The sequence below is a fragment of the Pseudomonas sp. GYB4201 genome, from assembly GCF_056312595.1.
The window spans coordinates 154846-171548 of the sequence record NZ_JBWGIG010000004.1 but is presented as its reverse complement, the minus strand read 5'-3'; the positions used below and the strand labels follow the sequence as shown (position 1 = coordinate 171548).

Sequence of the window (16703 nt, the reverse complement as noted above, 5' to 3'; positions counted from 1 at the left end):
CGCTGAATTTCCCAAAGTCTGGCCGGCAAGTCGAGCGATTTTCACCGTAGCAGCGGCCGCAGGCCGCGTCACACGCGGCGCGGAGTGTCAGGTGCGGCGCCGACGCGGCCTGGCGGCCGCTGCTACGGTCAGGGGAGTTCGGGGATCCGTGGGGGCCTGCTGGGCAAGGCGCCGATGCCCAGCAGCGCCGTCAACGCCTGCCGGTCGATGGGCCGGCTCATGAAGTAACCCTGCACTTCGTGGCACTGGTCGTTGCACAGCGTCTGCAACTGCTGCTCGTTTTCCACGCCCTCGGCGGTCACCGTCAGGCCCATGGCCTTGCCCAGGCTGATGATCGCCTGCACCACCGCCCGGTCGCTGTCGGTGCTTTCCAGGGCGGCGATGAAGCGCTTGTCGATCTTCAGGCTGTCGAAAGGGTAGGTGCGCAGGTAACCCAGGGAGGAATAGCCGGTGCCGAAGTCGTCCATGTTCAGCTTCACGCCCAGCTCCTTGAGGGCGGTCAGGGTGCCGAGGGCGTTTTCGATGTCGTGCATCATTACGTTTTCGGTCACCTCCAGCTCCAGGCGGTGGGCCGGCAGCTGGGTCTGTACCAGAGCGTCGCGCACCTCGCGCACCACGTCGCTGCGGGCAAACTGCGCCGGCGACAGGTTCACCGACACCATCAGCGGCGCCGGCCAGTGGCGGGCGGCATCGCAGGCCTCGCGCAGCACCCAGCGGCCGATCTGCACGATCAACCCAGTCTCCTCCGCCAGGCCAATGAAGGTGTCGGGGGCCAGCAGGCCATGCACCGGGTGCTGCCAGCGCACCAGCGCTTCCACCGAGACGATCTCCATGCCGCACAGGCGGTAGCGGGGCTGGTAGTGCAGCACGAACTCCTGGTTCTTCACCGCCAGGCGCAGGTCCTGTTCCAGTTGGCGGCGGTGCTGGATGCGCTCGCGCATGTGCGCGGAGAAATAGCGCCAGGTGTTCTTGCCGTCGGCCTTGGCCTGGTACAGGGCAATGTCGGCGCAACGGATCAGCTCGTCCGGGTCCAGGCCCTGCTGCGCCGATTGCGCGATGCCCAGGCTGGCGCCCACGTGCAGCGGGTGCTCCTGGTAGTCGATGGGCTGGTGCAGGCTGTCGACCAGGCGGGCGCAGAAACGATCGATTTCCTGGTGGGTGCTCATGCCGTTCAGCACCAGCACGAACTCGTCACCGCCCAGGCGCACCACCAGGTCGCGCTCGCGGGTGCAGTCGCGCAGGCGTGCGGCCACCTCCAGCAGCACGGCGTCCCCGGCCAGGTGGCCAAAAGCGTCGTTGATGGGCTTGAAGCTGTCCAGGTCCAGCACCAGCAGGGTCACCAACAGCGGGCCGGGCTGGCTGCGCAGCTGGTCGAAGTAGCCTGCCAGCTGGTTGCGGTTGGCCAGGCCCGTGAGCGGGTCATGCATCGACAGGTGCTGGATCTGCGCGTGGGCGGCCACCTCGTCGGTGATGTCGCTGGCGGTGCCGCGGTAGCCCACGACCTGGTGGTCGCTGATGATGGCGCGCGCCGCCAGCCGGCAATAGCGCAACTGGCCGCCGTGGTCGCGGTAGGCGCAGCGCAGGCTGGTGGTGGCGGGGGTGTCGTCGAGGCTGTGCAGCCAGCCTTGCAGGGGCGTGGTCTCGCACTGCAGCAGCTGGTCGATGGCGCGATGCACCCAGTCCTGGCTGGTGTAGCCGGTGACGGCGGCGAAGCGTGCGGACAGATAGTTGATGCGGCAGTGCTGGTCGGTTTCCCAGATCCAGTCCGAGGCCGCCTCGGCCACGGCGCGGAAGCGCTCTTCACTGGCTTCCAGGGCGCGGTTGGTGCGGTGCAGCCGGGTGTAGCCGTCCTCGATCTGGCGGGCGGTGCGCAGGGCGTAGCGGAAGAACCAGGCCATCAACAGGGCCAGCACCACGAAGGCGGCCACCAGGGTGGGGAGCACCTGCCACAGCAGCTGGTTGCCGGGCCGTGGCGCAGTCCAGGTCAGGTCGTAGCCGGTGTCGCCCAGGGCCAGCCGGGGCTGGTCGAGGGCGCCGGTGGCGTGGCTCTGGATCGACAGGCCCTGCAGGCCATAGCTGTCACCCAGGGGGCGCAGCTTGGCCGGGGTCAGCAGGTCGGCGAACAGCAGCACCGAGGTGTCGGCGGGGGCCGGCTGTGGGCTGTCGTCGTCGGGCAGGATGGGCGAGGCGCTGAGCAGGGCAGGCCAGCCGTTGAACATCACCACGGCGCTGACGGCCGGCGCGCCAGGCACGGCGGCCTGGGCCTGTTGAATAAGGTCGTGCAGGGGTGTGGCGATGAAGTCCTTGATGGCCGCGTTGCTCAGTTGGCCCTGGTAGAGGGCGTACTTGGTGCCGCGGCTGTCCACCACGAACACGCCGTCGTAGCCATGCTGGCCGAACAGCGCCGGGCCCAGGTTGCGTTCGCCGAACGCCCATTGCCGGTCGACCGGCCCATTGAGGTGCTGGAAGGCGGTGTTCCACACGGCCAGGCTGCTGACCAGGTTGGCCGAGTTGGCCTGGCGGGTGTCCAAGGCCTTTTGTGCGTAGAAAGTCGACTTCTGCTGCTGGTCGGCATTCAAGCCGTTGGCGATTTCAATCAACATGCCCATGGCCGCCAGCAAGGTCAGCGCGAACAGGCACGCCACAATGGCCAGCAGCTTACGGGTAAACACCTGGTGTCGCGGCGCTGCGAGTATGCTGTCCATGGATCAGGCGCATCCTTGTGGCACATGCCGGGGCGAGGGCGCACAGCATGAAGACGTCCTGATCTATAGAAGCAGCTGGATCCAGATTTGTTCCTGCCGGTCGTCCGATTGTCGGGTCAGGTCAGCAATAACAGGTCGGCGGCGCAGATGTTCACGCGGTTGCGGCCGGTGTTCTTGGCCAGGTACAGGGCCTTGTCGGCCTCGTCCAGCCAGGCGGCGGCGTCGCCCAGGTCCAGGCGGCAGGCGGCCAGGCCGATGCTCAGGCTGACGCGCAGCGGCTCCAGCTGATGGTGGCGGTAGGCGTGGAACACCAGGCGTAGGCGCTCCATGACCTCACAGGCCTGGGCGATGGTGACGCCGGGCAGAATCACGCAGAACTCATCGCCACCGTAGCGGCCGGCCAGGTCGGTGTCGCGCAGGTTGCGTTGCAGTTGCAGGCTCAGGTGGCGCAACACCTCATCGCCGACGATATGACCGAAACTGTCGTTGATGTCCTTGAAGTGGTCGATGTCGATCAGCGCCAGCACCGCCGGGGTGTGGTCGCGCTGGCATTTGCGAAACTTGGTGCTGAGCGCATCTTTCCAGGCACCGTGGTTGAGCAGCCCGGTAAGGCTGTCGGTGCGGCTCAGGGCGCTGAGGGTGCGCTTGTGTTCCGACAGCTGGATGGCCAGGCGGTAGCACACCCAGCCCACGGCCAGGGGGTAGAGGGTCAGCATGGGCAGGCAGGCCAGCACCTGGGCCGGGGTGGATTGCGGCGCCCAGCCCAGGCCGAACAGCGTCACCGCGGCAAGCATCCCCAACAACTGCGCCCCCAGGCCATGCAGGAACAGGCGCAGGCCGCCGCCGGCGACGTTATTCATGGTGACCATGGACAGCAAGGTAATTGACGGCAGCGGGTTGAAATGCAGCACGGCGACCCAAAATCCACAGAACAGGGCATCGCACAGCAGGTTACGCCGCTCGGCCTCGAACGGCGCCTGGGCGTTGCGCGCCAGCTGATAGGCAATGTGCGGCCACACCAGGCCGTTCACGGCCAGCAGGGCCAGTAGCCAGGTGGGCGGTGCCAGCGGGTACACGCCTGCCAGGACGCTGATCAGGCAGAGGGCGGTGCCCAGTACTCGCGGTGCATAAATGCGTTTGGCAAACGACAACCCCTTGCCCGTGCGGTTTTCCATAAGTCGAGTTACCGGGCTGATTGCAGCCGTATTCTTGTACAGGGTGTTGGATTTTGTAGAGTTTGTGCGGTTTATCGCATAAATAATGTGGACATTGGCAGTGGCCTTGCAAGCCATTTCAGCGGTTATTCGTTCCGTAGTGGCATTGGGACACGCGTTGTAACACCTAGGGGCTTCCCCGAGCCGGGTGTAGGGGTATTCTCTACAGCCGTGGGGCGCCTGCAACGGACGGCCTGGTGGCCGCCCCGATCCTCGGAGTACTGGTTATCATGAGTCAATCGTCATTGAACGCCGCCGAAGTCGCTGCCACCGGGGAAGCTGACGCCTCCCGGCGAGTGGACGGCCAGTTCCGCAACGCCACGGTGCTGCCCCGTGACGGTTTTCTCAAGAAGCTGCGCATCGGCTTCAAGTACCTGCTGCTGCGCAAGCCGCCGGGCACCCGGCCGCATCAGGAAATACCTGTACACAACTTGGACAAACAGCAGTTGCTTGCATCACCTGATGCCAGCCTGTGGCGCCTGGGCCATTCCACTTTGCTGATGAAGTTGCGCGGGCGCTTCTTCATTACCGACCCGGTCTTCGCCGAGCGCGCCTCGCCGGTGCAATGGGCTGGCCCCAAGCGCTTCCACCAACCACCGCTGGGTATCGAGCAGCTGCCGCCCATCACCGCGGTCATTCTTTCCCACGACCATTACGACCACCTGGACGAAAGCGCGATTCGCCAGCTGGCCGACAAGACCGAGTGCTTCCTGACCACCCTGGGCGTGGGCGACCGCCTGATCGAATGGGGTATCCCGGCCGCGAAGGTACGCCAGCTGGACTGGTGGCAGGAGACCGAGGTCGCTGGCACGCGCTTCGCCGCCACGCCCACCCAGCACTTCTCCGGGCGCAGCCTGTTCGACAGCAACAGCACCCTGTGGGCGTCGTGGGTGATCATGGAGCCTGACCTGCGGATCTTCTTCAGCGGCGACTCGGGCTATTTCGACGGCTTCAAGCAGATTGGCGAGCGTTACGGGCCGTTCGACCTGGCGCTGATGGAAACCGGCGCCTACAACGTCAACTGGCCCAGCGTGCACATGCAACCGGAGGAAAGCCTGCAGGCGCACCTGGACGTGCGCGGGCGTTGCCTGTTGCCCATCCACAACGGCACCTTCGACCTGTCCTCGCACAACTGGGAAGAGCCGTTCCAGCGCATCGTGGCACTGGCCCGGGCACAAGGCGTGCCGGTGAGCACGCCGCAGATGGGTGAGCGGGTGAACCTGCGTGCGCCGCAACAGGGCGTGGCGTGGTGGGAGGGTGTGCCGGGGGAGGCACGGCCGGTATCGATCGCGTAGCCGCTGCCGCCAGGCTGCGCGGGGCCTGGGCCGCGCTGGAGATCTCGAGTGTATGCGAGGGCCAGCGCAGCCTGGCGGCAGCGGCTACAGGGTTTTCGGCGCACCTTTCGCGGGCTTGTCTGGCGGCGGGGTGCCGCTGTCGCTGCGGATCTGCGCGTGGCTGATCAGCGCGAAGATGAAGCTGCCGCCAATGATGTTGCCCGCCAGGGTAGGCCCGGCGAACGTCAGCCAGAACTCCTTCCAGCCCAGCTCGCCGGCCCACACCAAGTAGGACACCTCCGCCGAACCGACGACGATGTGGGTGAAGTCCCCCAGCGCCATCAGGTAGGTGATGAGGATGATGATCCACATTTTCGCGCTTTCCTGGGACGGGATCATCCACACCATGGTGGCGATCATCCAGCCCGAGACGATGCCCTTGGCGAACATCTGCGACACGTCGTTCTCCATCACCTTGCGGCCGATTTCCAGGAAGGCCTTGTCGGTCTGGGTGTCGAAGATCGGCAGGTGCAGCATCACGTAGGACACCAGCAGCACCCCCACCAGGTTGCCCACCAGCACCACCGCCCACAGCCGCAGCAGCTTGCCGGCGTTGGCCAGGGTAGGGTGGCTCATCAGTGGCAGCACCGCCGTCAGGGTGTTCTCGGTGAACAGCTGCTGGCGCGCCAGGATCACCGCCAGGAACCCGGCCGAATAGCCCAGGCTGGCGATCACCTTGCTGGCTTCCACGTCCGGCAGCCGTGAGTTGAACAGCCCCATGGCCATCAGCGACAAGCCCATGGTGAGCCCGGCGGCGAGCGCCGACCACCACAGCGCGGCGACGCTGCGCGACAGCTCGTGCTCGCCCTGGGTGCGGATGATTTCGTGCAGCACGGCCGCGCGCGGCGGCTGGTTCTCATGGACTTCCTGTTCCTCGTCGGGCGACAGGCCCGGGGTCTTGCCTTGTTGACTGTCCATGGGGCTCCTGACTGCGTTCACGGGACCGGCGGATGCCTATGAAGATGACCCCGCGCGGCCCCCGAAAGTTGCGTCAGCCAGCGCCCTGCGTGGCCTTCAGGCCGAATAGCTGGTGCAGCGCACGGGCGTAGTCGGCGCTGCCCAGGGTCATGCTGTTGAGGTGCGTGCCGCCGGGCACCAGCAGCAGCTGCTTGGGCCCGTGGGCGGCGTCGTAAAGCGCCTGGCTGAAGCGCGGCGGCACGTAGCGGTCGTCGGTGCCGTGGACGATCAGCACCGGCAGGCCGACGCTGCCGATCTTGTCGATGGAATCGTACTTCTCCGACATGATCCAGCGCACCGGCAACGAGGTGTGGATCACCGCCGCCGCGGCGTCACCGAGGTCGGTGAAGGTGGACTCGATGATCAGCCCGGCGGCCTGGGGTTCGGGCTGCCGGGTCAGGCGCTGGGCCAGGTCGATGGCAATGGCGCCGCCCAGTGAGTGGCCGTAGATGAAGCGCTTGTCGGCGTCGGGTTGCAGCTGGCTCATGCGCTGCCAGGCCACCTGGGCGTCCTCGTACACGCTGGCCTCCGACGGCAGGCCACCGGGGCTGTCGCCGAAGCCGCGGTAGTCGATGGCGAGCACCGAGAAGCCCAGGTTGCGCAGCTCGGTGATGCGCCGCACCTGGGCGGTGAGGTTCCAGCGCGTGCCGTGCAGGTACAGCACCGTGGGCGCGTGCCGGCCCGGCGCCGGCCACCACCAGGCGTGCAGGTGCTGGGCGTTGTCCAGCGGGATGTTCATCTGCTGCACGCCCGCGGGCACGCCGTTGAACCAGCTGGCGGTGCCCGGTTCGATGCTGTACAGCAGCTCGCGCTCCTTGTAGGCCAGGCGCGAGCAGCCGTAGGGCAGGGCGAGCAGTATCAGCACCAGCAGGCTCAGGGCGCGCCAGCGGCGACGGATCAGCGAGGGCATGGCGCCGCTCCTGGGGTTGAAAGGCAAGAGGTAGGAGTGTACTCAGCGGCAGCGTTTCCCGGTAAGGTCGGTGTATTTCCAGTCATTGCGAGGCTGTCCCCATGTTGTATGACGCACGTGGCAATCGCTACGTAGTGAGCTCCCCCGAACACCTGCGCCGCCTGGGCGTCGACGTGCCGGCCAGCGCTGCCCAGGCCGCCGCCACACGCGAGCAGTGGACCCAGGTCGCCGTCGCCGCCCTGTGCGACTGGCCCGAAGGCGCGCGCCCGGCTGGCGCCAAGGCCCACCGCAGCGACGGCCTGCTGGTGGGACCCTTCCAGGCGCAGGCGCCGTTTGACCTGCTGATCGTCAACACCGACGGCAGCCTGGCCGAACGCAGCGGCAACGGCCTGACCATCTTCTCCCAGGCCCTGAGCGACCAGGGCCAGGTCAGCGGCGGGCAGGCCTTCACCCTCAACGTGCACCATGACAAAACCGACGCGCCGTCGCCAGTATCGGTCAGCGTCGAGCCGGCCAGCGTCGAGGGCGTGCCGGGCTTCTGGCTGGACCTGGGCGCGCCGGCGTTCGGGCCCCAGGCCGTGGGCGCCGAGCAGGTGCAGGCGGCCACGTTCAACGGCCAGCAGGTGTTTACCGTGCCGAGCCTGGCAGCCATCGACGAGCACTGGCAGCGCAGCGTCTTCGTGCGCATCGGCAACCCCCACTGCGTGACGTGGCTCGACAGCGCCGAGGCCCTGCCGAGCATGGCCCAGTTGCGCGCCCCGGCCCTGGACGCGGCGCTGACCGCCATTGCCTATTCGCGCAGCGGTGGCCAGGGCAAGGGGCTGCCATGCCCGGCTGGCATCAACCTGCAATGGGCCGCGTGGCGTGGCCCGCAGCACCTGGAGGCACGGGTGTTCGAGCGCGGCGAGGGCGCTACCGAGTCCTCTGGCACCAGCGCCACCGCCGTGGCCTGCGCGGCCTGGCGCGTGGGCCTGGTGCAGGCCGGGCAGGTGCGGGTGCAGATGCCCGGCGGCACCGCGCCGCTGCGGTTGCAGGAGCAGCAGGGCGAACTGGTGGCGGTGCAGCTGTTCGGTACCGCCAGCCTTCAGCCATAATCGGCGTATTGCCCTGTAAGGATTTTCTCCATGACCAATGGATGGCTGCGGCCTTGTGTGTTGTCGCTGAGCCTGGTGGCCGGCGCGGTTCAAGCCCAGGTGTACACCGGTACCCTGGGAGGCATGCCGGTGGTGGTCGACCTCGACATGACCAACCCCGAGCAGGTCAGCGGGCGCTATTTCTATGAGAAATACCACCGTGACCTGGCCCTGTCCGGCACCTTGGCCGACGACCAGCTGACCCTGGACGAAGGCCTGGACGACAACAGCGACACCCCGCGCCCGCGCCTGCAGCTGCAGCACGCCAGTGATGACGGCTGGGAGGGCCAGTGGCAGAAAAGCGGCGGCAAGGCGCTGAAGGTCCAGCTCAAGCCGGCGCAGGTACCCGACACCGCCGCCGGCGCCGATCCGTTCTGGGTGCAGTTGCACGACAACGCCCCCTATGACTACCTGCGCCTGCTGCAACTGCCGCTGGTGAATGGCAAGCGCGACAGCTTCATGGGCTACCCGCTGCAGTGGCGCGGCGAGCCCAACTCGAAGATCCAGCTGTTCGAAGTGGCGTCCGGCTACCCCGAGCCACAACTGACCCGGGTCAACCAGGCGTTGCGGGCGCGGCTGTGGAGCGAGGTGGTCAGCTACCACGAGTGCATGCTGGGCAGCACCCGCTTCGGCGAGGGCGAGTACGACCAGACCGTGACGCCCACCTTCCTGTCGCCCGCCGTCGTCAGCGTCAGCGTCTACACCAGCTACTACTGCGGCGGCGCGCACCCGGACTTCGGCGATGCGCCGATCAACTTCGACGTCAACCACGGCAAGCCGTTGTCGCTGGAAGATGTGCTGTGGGTGGGCGAGGGCCCGGCGTTCCACTACGACGACCGTGAAGGTGCGCAGCAATCGGAAGAGGCTGACGTGGATTTCGACAAATTCTCCAACTACCGGGAGAAATCCCTGGCGCCGTGGCTGGTGGCACAGTTCAAGCAGCTGTACCCCAACGAGATGAAAAAACCGGCGGATGAAAACGACTGCGATTACAGCGACCCCCAGGTGTGGAACTTCCCGACCTGGCACTTCACCGACAAGGGCATCGCCTTCGGCCCAAGCTTTGCGCGGGTGGCGCGGATGTGCGAGGGCACGGAGTGGTCGGTGTTGCCTTATGGCATGATCGCGCAGCATCCGGGTGGGGTGAAGCTGGCGCTGCCGGCGAACTGATCCCGGCGCTACCGCTACTGTGTAGCCGCTGCCGAAGGCTGCGCTGGCCCTGGCGTCCGCTGGATATCTCCAGCGAGGCATAGGGCCGGGGCAGCCTGGCGGCAGCGGCTACAAGGTTACAGCGAAAACCGCCCCAGCATCCCGTCCAGTTCCACCGCCAGGCGGCCCAGTTCCTGGCTGGCGGTGCTGGTCTGCGCCGCGCCGCTGGCGGTCTGCATCGACAGGTCGCGAATGCGCACCAGGTTGCGGTCCACTTCACGGGCCACCTGCGCCTGCTGTTCGGCCGCGGTGGCAATCACCTGATTACGTTCGTCGATACCCGCCACCGACCTGGAAATACTGCCCAGCACGTCCTTGGCCACCTGCGCCCGCTCACGGGTGCGGCCGGCCTGGGCGGCGCTTTCGGCCAGGGCCTGCACTGTCTGGCCGGTGCCGGTGTGAATGCCGGCCATCATCTGCTCGATCTCCCGCGTCGAGGCTCCGGTGCGATGGGCCAGCCCGCGCACCTCATCCGCCACCACGGCAAAGCCACGGCCGGCTTCGCCCGCGCGCGCCGCCTCGATGGCCGCGTTCAGCGCCAGCAGGTTGGTCTGGTCGGCGACGTTGCGGATCACCTCCAGCACCTTGCTGATGCCCAGGGTTTCGGTGGCCAGGGCCTGGGCGCGCAGGCTGGCCTGCTCCACCTGGTCGGCCAGGGCGCCGATGTCGGCCATGGTCTCGTCCAGTTGCTGTTGGCCTTCGCGCACAGCGGTGCTGGAGCTGCGCGACTCGGTGGAGGTCTCCACGGCATTGCCGGCCACTTCCTCTACCGCCTGGCTCATCTGCGTCACGGCGGTGGCGGCCTGCTCGATCTCGCTGTATTGCTGCTGCAGGCCCTGGGCGCTGTCGTGCATGATCGCGCCCATTTCCTGGGTGGCCGAGTTGAGCCGGCCCACGGCGCCGCCGATCTGCTGGATCACCCCGTGCAGCTGGTCACGCATGTGCCCCAATGCCTGCAGCAGTTGCGCCACCTCATCCTGGCCGTGGGCGACCACGGGCTGGCTGAGGTCGCCGTTGGCCACGGTGGTGGCTACCTGCAACGCCTGGCGCAGCGGCCGGGTGATGCTCACGCTCAGGCGCCAGGCCTGCAGCAGCATCAACGCCAGCGCCACGGCAATGGCGATGGGCAGCACCAGTTGCACCTTGCCGAAGGTGCTGGCGGTGTTTTCCAGGGCCTGGGCGCTGGTCTGCTTGTTCAGTTCGCGCAGCAACTGCACCTGCATGTCCATCAGCGCGCCCTGGTTGGCCAGGCCGTTGTTGGACAGGTTGGTGGCTTCGCTCAGTTGCTTCTGTTCCACCAGGTCGATGGCCTGCTTGAACAGGCTGACAAACTGCTGGGAAGCGTCCTGCAGCAATTTGATCGAGTCATGCTCGGTGCCTTCCGGTACCTTGGCCAGGTACTGGGTGAAGCCCTGGTCCACCTCGGTACTCAGCTGCTGCAGGTTGATCTTGCGGTTCACCAGCTCGGCCGGGTCATTGGCGTACACCAGCAGCAGCGCGGCCTCGGTGCGCATCTTGCCCAAGTCGATGGCGATGGCATCGGCCTGGGCGATGCTCGACAGCGGCCCCTGTTCAATCAGTTCGCCCTGGTGGCGAATGTGCTGCATCGCCGCCAGGCACAGGCCGCCAAGCCCGGCCAGCAGCAGGGCACACAGGCCGAAGCTGGCCAGCAGGCGCTTGCCGATGCTCATGCGGCGCAGCAGGGCAGGGCGGGAGGAAGGCGTGCGGCGCAGGGAAAAACGAAGGTTCACGGCGGCTGACTCATTTGAAAACGACGCCAGCGGTTGTAACAGTTGCGCATGATGGCTTTATGACACTCCATCACTTTTGCGAAATAAATGTGTCATCCAAGCCGTGCTTCCCACGGCAAACCGTCATAATGCCGCCCAGCTATTGCCCAGCGGACTACGTTGCGCGGTAAATCGACTTACACTGTTATCTATCTCCCCACGGCCCAAACCCATGACCACTCCAAGCGCTGCACCCCTGACCGATGCCCAATGGGACTTCATCGAGTCGATGCTTGAGCAACACAAGAGCGAAACCTCCGTCTGGAACACCTCGGAGCTGGACGGCTACCTGACCGCGCTGGTGTCCGGCCCGGTGGTGATCCCGTTCGAAGAGTGGTTCGAGGCGCTGTGGGGCGGCGTCGAATTCCTGCCCAAGTGGGAAAGCGATCAGCAGTGCGAGCGCTTCATCAGCCTGGTCATCCAGCACATGAACGAAATCGCCGGCAAGCTGATCGAAAACGCCGAAGAGTTCTCGCCCATCTTCATGGAAGACGAGCACGAAGACGGCCACTTCACCCTCAGCGTCGAAGACTGGTGCTTTGGCTACGAGCGCGGCGTGGTCATGGGCGACGGCTGGCCGGGCCTGCCGGAAGAGGAACAGGAGTTGCTGGCCGGCATCCTCATCCACACCTACGACGACGAAACCGAAGAGGAAGAAATCGACCCGGAAGAAGCGGCCGACATGGTCTGCATCGGCGCGCTGACCCTGCACGCCTACTGGCTGGCCCAGCGCAAACCGAGCGAGCCGGTGCGGGCGGGGGAGAAGGTGGGGCGCAATGACCCTTGTCCTTGTGGAAGTGGGAAGAAGTTCAAGCAGTGCTGTTTGCATTGAGGCTAAGCGCTGGGAAACTGCTCACACGGTTTTCGGAATTGGTGAAGTGTATTTAGTGGTTGAATGGTCGCCCTTAGACGACAGGACTACCCAGCATGCGCGAACCCACCGTCAATCATCATGCTGAAGACAGTGAGCGCCATCACCAGAGTGATAGCGTGTTACGTATACCAGGGCGCTTAAAGGGGCGCCTGGTGATATCCGATCAGTTCGAAGCCGCCTCAGAGGAAGTGGCTGAAGAATTCCTGAGCGGTGCTATCACCTCGGAATCCTGACGCTCCGTAGCGCTGCCGAAGGCTGCGGGGCCGGCTTACTTTCCGGATGTAATCCGCTTCACCAACGCCTCATGCCCTTTCTGGTCATCCGCCCGCGAGATCACCTGCACGATCGACATGCTGGTGCCTGACCCGGCCAGGAAGGTGCTCGACAGCGTGCGGCCACCACCCTGGGTGGCGGTGCTGTCGATTTCGCGCACGCCCAGGCCCTTGATGGTGAATTCCTTCTCGCCGGTCTTCTTGAAGTCCGGCAGGCCGGCGCTTTGCTGCTTGACGAAGTCCTGCACGGCGGCGTCGAGGAACGCCGGGTCGTAGTCGCTGACGCTGGCCTGCTGCGGCGTCGGGCCTTCGCTGGCCATCACCACGCGCTTTTCCTTTTCGCTCTGGTACAGGGTGCCGGTGGCGCCGGTGGTGCCGTCCTTTTCATCACCTGCGTCCATGCTGCTGGCCACGTAGCCGGCCGGCAGGGTGAAGCTGAACTTGCCCTTGAGCGTCGCTACCTTCGGCCCGGTAGGCGCAGGCTTTTTCGCGGGGGCAGCGTGCTTGGCGTGGGCATGGGCGTGGGTCTGGGCCATGGCCGGTGCGGCCAGTGCCAGGGCCGCGGCGATCAGCGCGGCGTGGGAAAGGGTACGAACCATCGGTTGCTCCTGGACAGCCGCGCCACCGGGGGGTGGGGCACGGCGCGGGGAAGCAAGGGTGCTGCAAGCTTATCCTGCGCGCAAGTGCAGCACGTCAGGGGCAGAGTCTTTCCTTGGCGCAATCGGCCGCCTTGCGCACGGCGGCGCACCAGTCATTGTCGTTCTGTTGGCTGGCGGGCATGGCGGCGCACTTGGCGCGGGCGTCCTGCACCTTGGCAGGGTCCAGTTGCTGGTCGGCGGTGAGCAGGCTGCGGTAGTCCACCTTGGGTGCGTTGGGGTCGGGCGAGCAGGCGCAAAGCGCGAGAAGGGCAGAGCAAAGGGCAAGTGACAGCGTTGTTCTTTTCACGAGACAGCCTCCCTGATTCAACATTCCAGGTAGTCAGTGTAGCCCCCTGCCTGGCGCAGTTGTCACAATTGCGCACGCCTGTGTTGACAGCCCGCGTTAAATCCGTAGAATGCCGCCCCACAGCAGGCACGTAGCTCAGTTGGTTAGAGCACCACCTTGACATGGTGGGGGTCGTTGGTTCGAGTCCAATCGCGCCTACCAAACAAAATCCGCTCTGCTGGGCGGTGAGAAAAGGGTGATCCGAAAGGGTCACCCTTTTTTGTTGCCTGACGTTTTACCCTGATACCCTTGATTGTGCCCCCTTTGCCCTACAGGACACCCGCCATGGCCTACACCATCAGCAACGACCCCCTGACCCCCGAGCAGTTCGACTTCATCCAGGCTCAGCTGGACGCGTTCGCGGTCGAGTCCGGCGTGCGCACGGTGTCGGAAATGGACGGCTACCTGACGGCCGTCATGTCCTACAAGAGCGACATCCCGTTCGACGCCTGGTACCTGTCGTTCTGGGGCGGCGGCGACCTGCCGAAATGGAAGAGCGAGGATACCTACCAGCGCTTCTTCGACGCGTTGATCCAGCACCTGAACCAGATCTCCATGCTGCTGGTCGAGCAACCGGCCGACTACCACCCCATCTTCAACCAGGCCGAAGACGGCGAAGGCCTGGACGTGCTGGACTGGTGCGTGGGCTACCTGCGTGGCGCCACCACCCTGGTCAGCGGCTGGAGCCAGATGCCCGAAGCGCCCACCGCCGCGTTGAACTTCATCTTCAGCCAACTGGACGCCGACAAGCAGGCCGGCAAACCTGCTGCCGACCTGCCAGACGCCCTGGCCAACGCCGCCCGCGAGCTGCACGCCTACTGGGCCGAGCAGCGCACCGGCGACGAGCCGATCGACCTGCAGACCGTGCGCAACGAAGTGAAAGTGGGCCGCAACGACCCGTGCCCGTGCGGCAGCGGCAAGAAATACAAGCAGTGCTGCGGGCGCTGATCGCAGCGTTTACAGCCGCCATGGCGAAAGGCTTACACGCGCTGCCAGCGATGTCCTCTATTGCGCCCCCGGGTGGCTGGGTAATCTAGCTACACAGGTGATGCGCAGGACGCGCTCAGTCACGGAAGACAGGCCAGCACGGAACGCGCTCCGACAGGATGTTGGAAGGCCACAAAAGAACCCGCTTCGGCGGGTTTTTTATTGCCTTTGAAATGACGTTTGGCGGCTGGGACGCGGCCTGCGGCCGCTGCTACGGGATTTTGTGTTTGGTGGTTTTATGGCGAAAGGCTTACACGTTGGCGCGGGGATCTCCTCTTTTGTCGGGGGCGGTGTATCGATATTCTGGATCCAACAACTGAAGCCAAGGAAGCGCTTCAGCGCCAAGGATGGTTGGCCATTGAAAGGACGCAGCCCGACAGGGAGGTTGGAATGGCCAGGACACTAGACCCGCTTCGGCGGGTTTTTTGTTGCCTGGGGTTCGGCGCAGGGGGCATCCAGGTTAAAGAACTCCTGCAACTTGGCCTGCCACAGGCGCTTGTCTGGCAGCTGCGTCTGATACTCCGCGATCAAAGCCGGCGACAGTGATCGGTTCAACGCGTACTCCACCACTTCATCATCACTGCTGGCGCACAGCAGCACGCCTATCGCCGGGTTCTCATGGGGCTTGCGCACGTCGCGGTCCAAGGCTTCCAGGTAGAACTCCAGCTTGCCCAGATACTCCGGCTCAAAGCGGCCTACCTTGAGTTCCAGCGCCACCAGGCAGTTGAGGCCACGGTGGAAGAACAGCAGGTCCAGGGTGAAATCGCGGTGGCCTACCTGCAACGGGTACTGTGAGCCGACGAAGCAGAAGTCGCGGCCCAGTTCAGCCAGGAAGTCCTTGAGCCTCAGGAGGAGGCCAGCGTGCAGGTCGGCTTCGCCATGCTTGTTGGGCAGGCCGAGAAACTCCACTACATAAGCGTCACGAAACACGTCGAGAGCGGCAGGGTGGGTGGTGGCGATGGAGGGGGTGGATTTGGCGGGCTCCAGGACGGTGCGTTCGAAGAGAGCGGTTTTGAATTGGCGTTCAAGCTCGCGCGTCGACCACTTTTCCCGGATTGCCATCCTGAGGTAAAACTCCCTTTCTTCTGGGCGTTTGCTCTGGCTGAGGATGATCAGGTTCTGCGTCCATGGCAATTGTGTCAGCAGTGCTGACACTAGTTCGTTGCCTGCGTAAGCCTGGTAGAACTGTCGCATGCGAAAAAGGTTGCGGGCGGTAAAGCCGCGGAGCCCTGGCTGGGTCTTCTCAAGGTAGGCCGCCAGTTGAGCGACAACTCCTTCACCCCATTCAGCCTCTTCCAATTTCTTGGAAATATATCCACCCACCTGCCAATACAGCTCAATCAACTGCGTATTCACCGCCTGTGCCGCCCGTTGCCGTGCCCCTGAAATCAACAAGGCCACCTCGGTAAAGCTGGTCTGCAAGCCCGGGTCGTTTGAAGTCTTGGTCATGATCAGTCGCTGCTCGATGGTCAGAAAAGACCAACGACAATAGGGGCAGGTGGGCAGTGAGTCGACGCACCGACCAGCGCCACCACCGCGCTTCGATAACTCAGGTTGGCCAACCCATGGGATAAGACAAACGCTCTAGCCGTGGGCTCTCGCCAGGCCATGCGAAAACTCATTCACATACGTAGGAAGCGTCCTTCAGCAATACCGGAAATGGAAACCAGCCAACTCGGCCGCGCCCTTCACCAGGCTCAGCGTCGTGTTACACCGCCCATAGCCGAAGGCTTACACGCCGCCACAGCGATCTCCTCTATTGCCCACTCGGATCCAGGATTAATCTAGCTACACAGGTGATGCGCAGGACGCGCTCAGTCACGGAAGACAGGCCAGCACGGATGCGCTCCGACAGGATGTTGGAAGGCCATAAAAGAACCCGCTTCGGCGGGTTTTTTATTGCCTTTGAAATGACGCTTGGCGGCTAGGACGCGGCCTGCGGCCGCTGCTACGGGATTTTGTGTTTGGTGGTTTTATGGCGAAAGGCTTACACGCGGGCGCAGCGATCTCCTCTTTTGTCGGGGGAGATGTATCGATATTCTGGATCCAACAACTGAAGCCAAGGAAGCGCTTCAGCGCCAAGGATGGTTGGCCATTGAAAGGACGCAGCCCGACAGGGAGGTTGGAATGGCCAGGACACTAAACCCGCTTCGGCGGGTTTTTTGTTGCCGGTGATAAACGGAGGTTACATAGGGCATGGCGAAAGGCTTACACGCGGTGCCAGTGATCTCCTCTATTGCCGACTCGGATCCAGGCTTAATCTAGCTACACAGGTGATGCGCAGGACGCGCTCAGTCACGGAAGACAGGCCAGCACGGATGCGCTCCGACAGGA

At 64.8% G+C, this 16703-nt stretch carries 14 protein-coding genes and 1 tRNA gene; 7 read left to right on the top strand and 8 right to left on the bottom strand.

The window, feature by feature from the left end; genetic code table 11:
• Window positions 1-128 precede the first annotated feature (128 nt).
• Together AC0Z2B_RS05545 and AC0Z2B_RS05540 are read right to left on the bottom strand one after the other, a co-directional pair.
• Entirely contained in the window at window positions 129-2705 is a 2577-nt protein-coding gene (locus AC0Z2B_RS05545; RefSeq protein WP_476295503.1) for a bifunctional diguanylate cyclase/phosphodiesterase, read from the bottom strand.
• 116 nt (window positions 2706-2821) lie between these two features.
• Complete coding sequence (locus AC0Z2B_RS05540; RefSeq protein ID WP_416426463.1) at window positions 2822-3880, bottom strand: diguanylate cyclase; 1059 nt, start codon at window positions 3878-3880, stop codon at window positions 2822-2824.
• A 269-nt stretch (window positions 3881-4149) separates the two neighbouring features.
• On the opposite strand from AC0Z2B_RS05540, the gene AC0Z2B_RS05535 reads away from it, so the two are divergent.
• Window positions 4150-5214, top strand: a complete 1065-nt coding sequence (locus tag AC0Z2B_RS05535) for an MBL fold metallo-hydrolase (protein WP_476295500.1) — start codon at window positions 4150-4152, stop codon at window positions 5212-5214.
• Window positions 5215-5298: 84 nt separating this feature from the next.
• On the opposite strand, the gene AC0Z2B_RS05530 is transcribed toward AC0Z2B_RS05535, so the two are convergent.
• Together AC0Z2B_RS05530 and AC0Z2B_RS05525 are read right to left on the bottom strand one after the other, a co-directional pair.
• Window positions 5299-6171 (bottom strand): formate/nitrite transporter family protein, encoded by an 873-nt coding sequence (locus AC0Z2B_RS05530; protein WP_476295498.1) that lies wholly within the window; start codon window positions 6169-6171, stop codon window positions 5299-5301.
• A 73-nt stretch (window positions 6172-6244) separates the two neighbouring features.
• Window positions 6245-7120, bottom strand: coding sequence for an alpha/beta hydrolase (locus AC0Z2B_RS05525; protein WP_416426460.1), 876 nt, complete (start codon window positions 7118-7120; stop codon window positions 6245-6247).
• Between the two features lie 101 nt (window positions 7121-7221).
• Between AC0Z2B_RS05525 and AC0Z2B_RS05520 the strand changes: the two genes are divergently transcribed.
• Window positions 7222-8214 carry a diaminopimelate epimerase gene (locus tag AC0Z2B_RS05520; RefSeq protein ID WP_476295496.1) on the top strand — a complete coding sequence of 331 codons (993 nt, stop codon included), beginning with the start codon at window positions 7222-7224 and terminating at the stop codon, window positions 8212-8214.
• A 30-nt stretch (window positions 8215-8244) separates the two neighbouring features.
• Entirely contained in the window at window positions 8245-9423 is a 1179-nt protein-coding gene (locus AC0Z2B_RS05515; protein WP_476295494.1) for a hypothetical protein, read from the top strand.
• Between the two features lie 116 nt (window positions 9424-9539).
• Here AC0Z2B_RS05515 and AC0Z2B_RS05510 read toward each other — a convergent pair whose 3' ends face one another.
• Entirely contained in the window at window positions 9540-11153 is a 1614-nt protein-coding gene (locus AC0Z2B_RS05510; RefSeq protein ID WP_416427455.1) for a methyl-accepting chemotaxis protein, read from the bottom strand.
• A gap of 271 nt (window positions 11154-11424) precedes the next feature.
• Here AC0Z2B_RS05510 and AC0Z2B_RS05505 point away from each other — a divergent pair, with 271 nt between their 5' ends.
• Together AC0Z2B_RS05505 and AC0Z2B_RS05500 are read left to right on the top strand one after the other, a co-directional pair.
• On the top strand, window positions 11425-12084 hold the full coding sequence (locus tag AC0Z2B_RS05505; RefSeq protein WP_476295492.1) for a UPF0149 family protein: 660 nt from the start codon (window positions 11425-11427) through the stop codon (window positions 12082-12084).
• Between the two features lie 95 nt (window positions 12085-12179).
• Window positions 12180-12359: a hypothetical protein gene (locus AC0Z2B_RS05500; protein ID WP_476295490.1), complete on the top strand. Its 180-nt coding sequence runs from the start codon at window positions 12180-12182 to the stop codon at window positions 12357-12359.
• Window positions 12360-12394: 35 nt separating this feature from the next.
• Here AC0Z2B_RS05500 and AC0Z2B_RS05495 read toward each other — a convergent pair whose 3' ends face one another.
• Window positions 12395-12997 (bottom strand): DcrB/PsbP domain-containing protein, encoded by a 603-nt coding sequence (locus tag AC0Z2B_RS05495; protein WP_476295488.1) that lies wholly within the window; start codon window positions 12995-12997, stop codon window positions 12395-12397.
• 94 nt (window positions 12998-13091) lie between these two features.
• On the bottom strand, window positions 13092-13343 hold the full coding sequence (locus AC0Z2B_RS05490) for a hypothetical protein (protein ID WP_473004261.1): 252 nt from the start codon (window positions 13341-13343) through the stop codon (window positions 13092-13094).
• Between the two features lie 124 nt (window positions 13344-13467).
• Here AC0Z2B_RS05490 and AC0Z2B_RS05485 point away from each other — a divergent pair.
• Both AC0Z2B_RS05485 and AC0Z2B_RS05480 read left to right on the top strand, forming a co-directional pair.
• A tRNA-Val gene (locus tag AC0Z2B_RS05485) sits at window positions 13468-13544 on the top strand.
• A gap of 123 nt (window positions 13545-13667) precedes the next feature.
• Window positions 13668-14330: a UPF0149 family protein gene (locus AC0Z2B_RS05480; RefSeq protein ID WP_473004260.1), complete on the top strand. Its 663-nt coding sequence runs from the start codon at window positions 13668-13670 to the stop codon at window positions 14328-14330.
• A 441-nt stretch (window positions 14331-14771) separates the two neighbouring features.
• Here the strand turns inward: AC0Z2B_RS05480 and AC0Z2B_RS05475 are convergent, their stop codons facing one another.
• The gene (locus tag AC0Z2B_RS05475; protein WP_476295485.1) at window positions 14772-15818 is read right to left on the bottom strand and encodes a PDDEXK nuclease domain-containing protein; all 1047 of its coding nucleotides are present in this window, start codon (window positions 15816-15818) and stop codon (window positions 14772-14774) included.
• Between the last annotated feature and the right edge of the window lie 885 nt (window positions 15819-16703).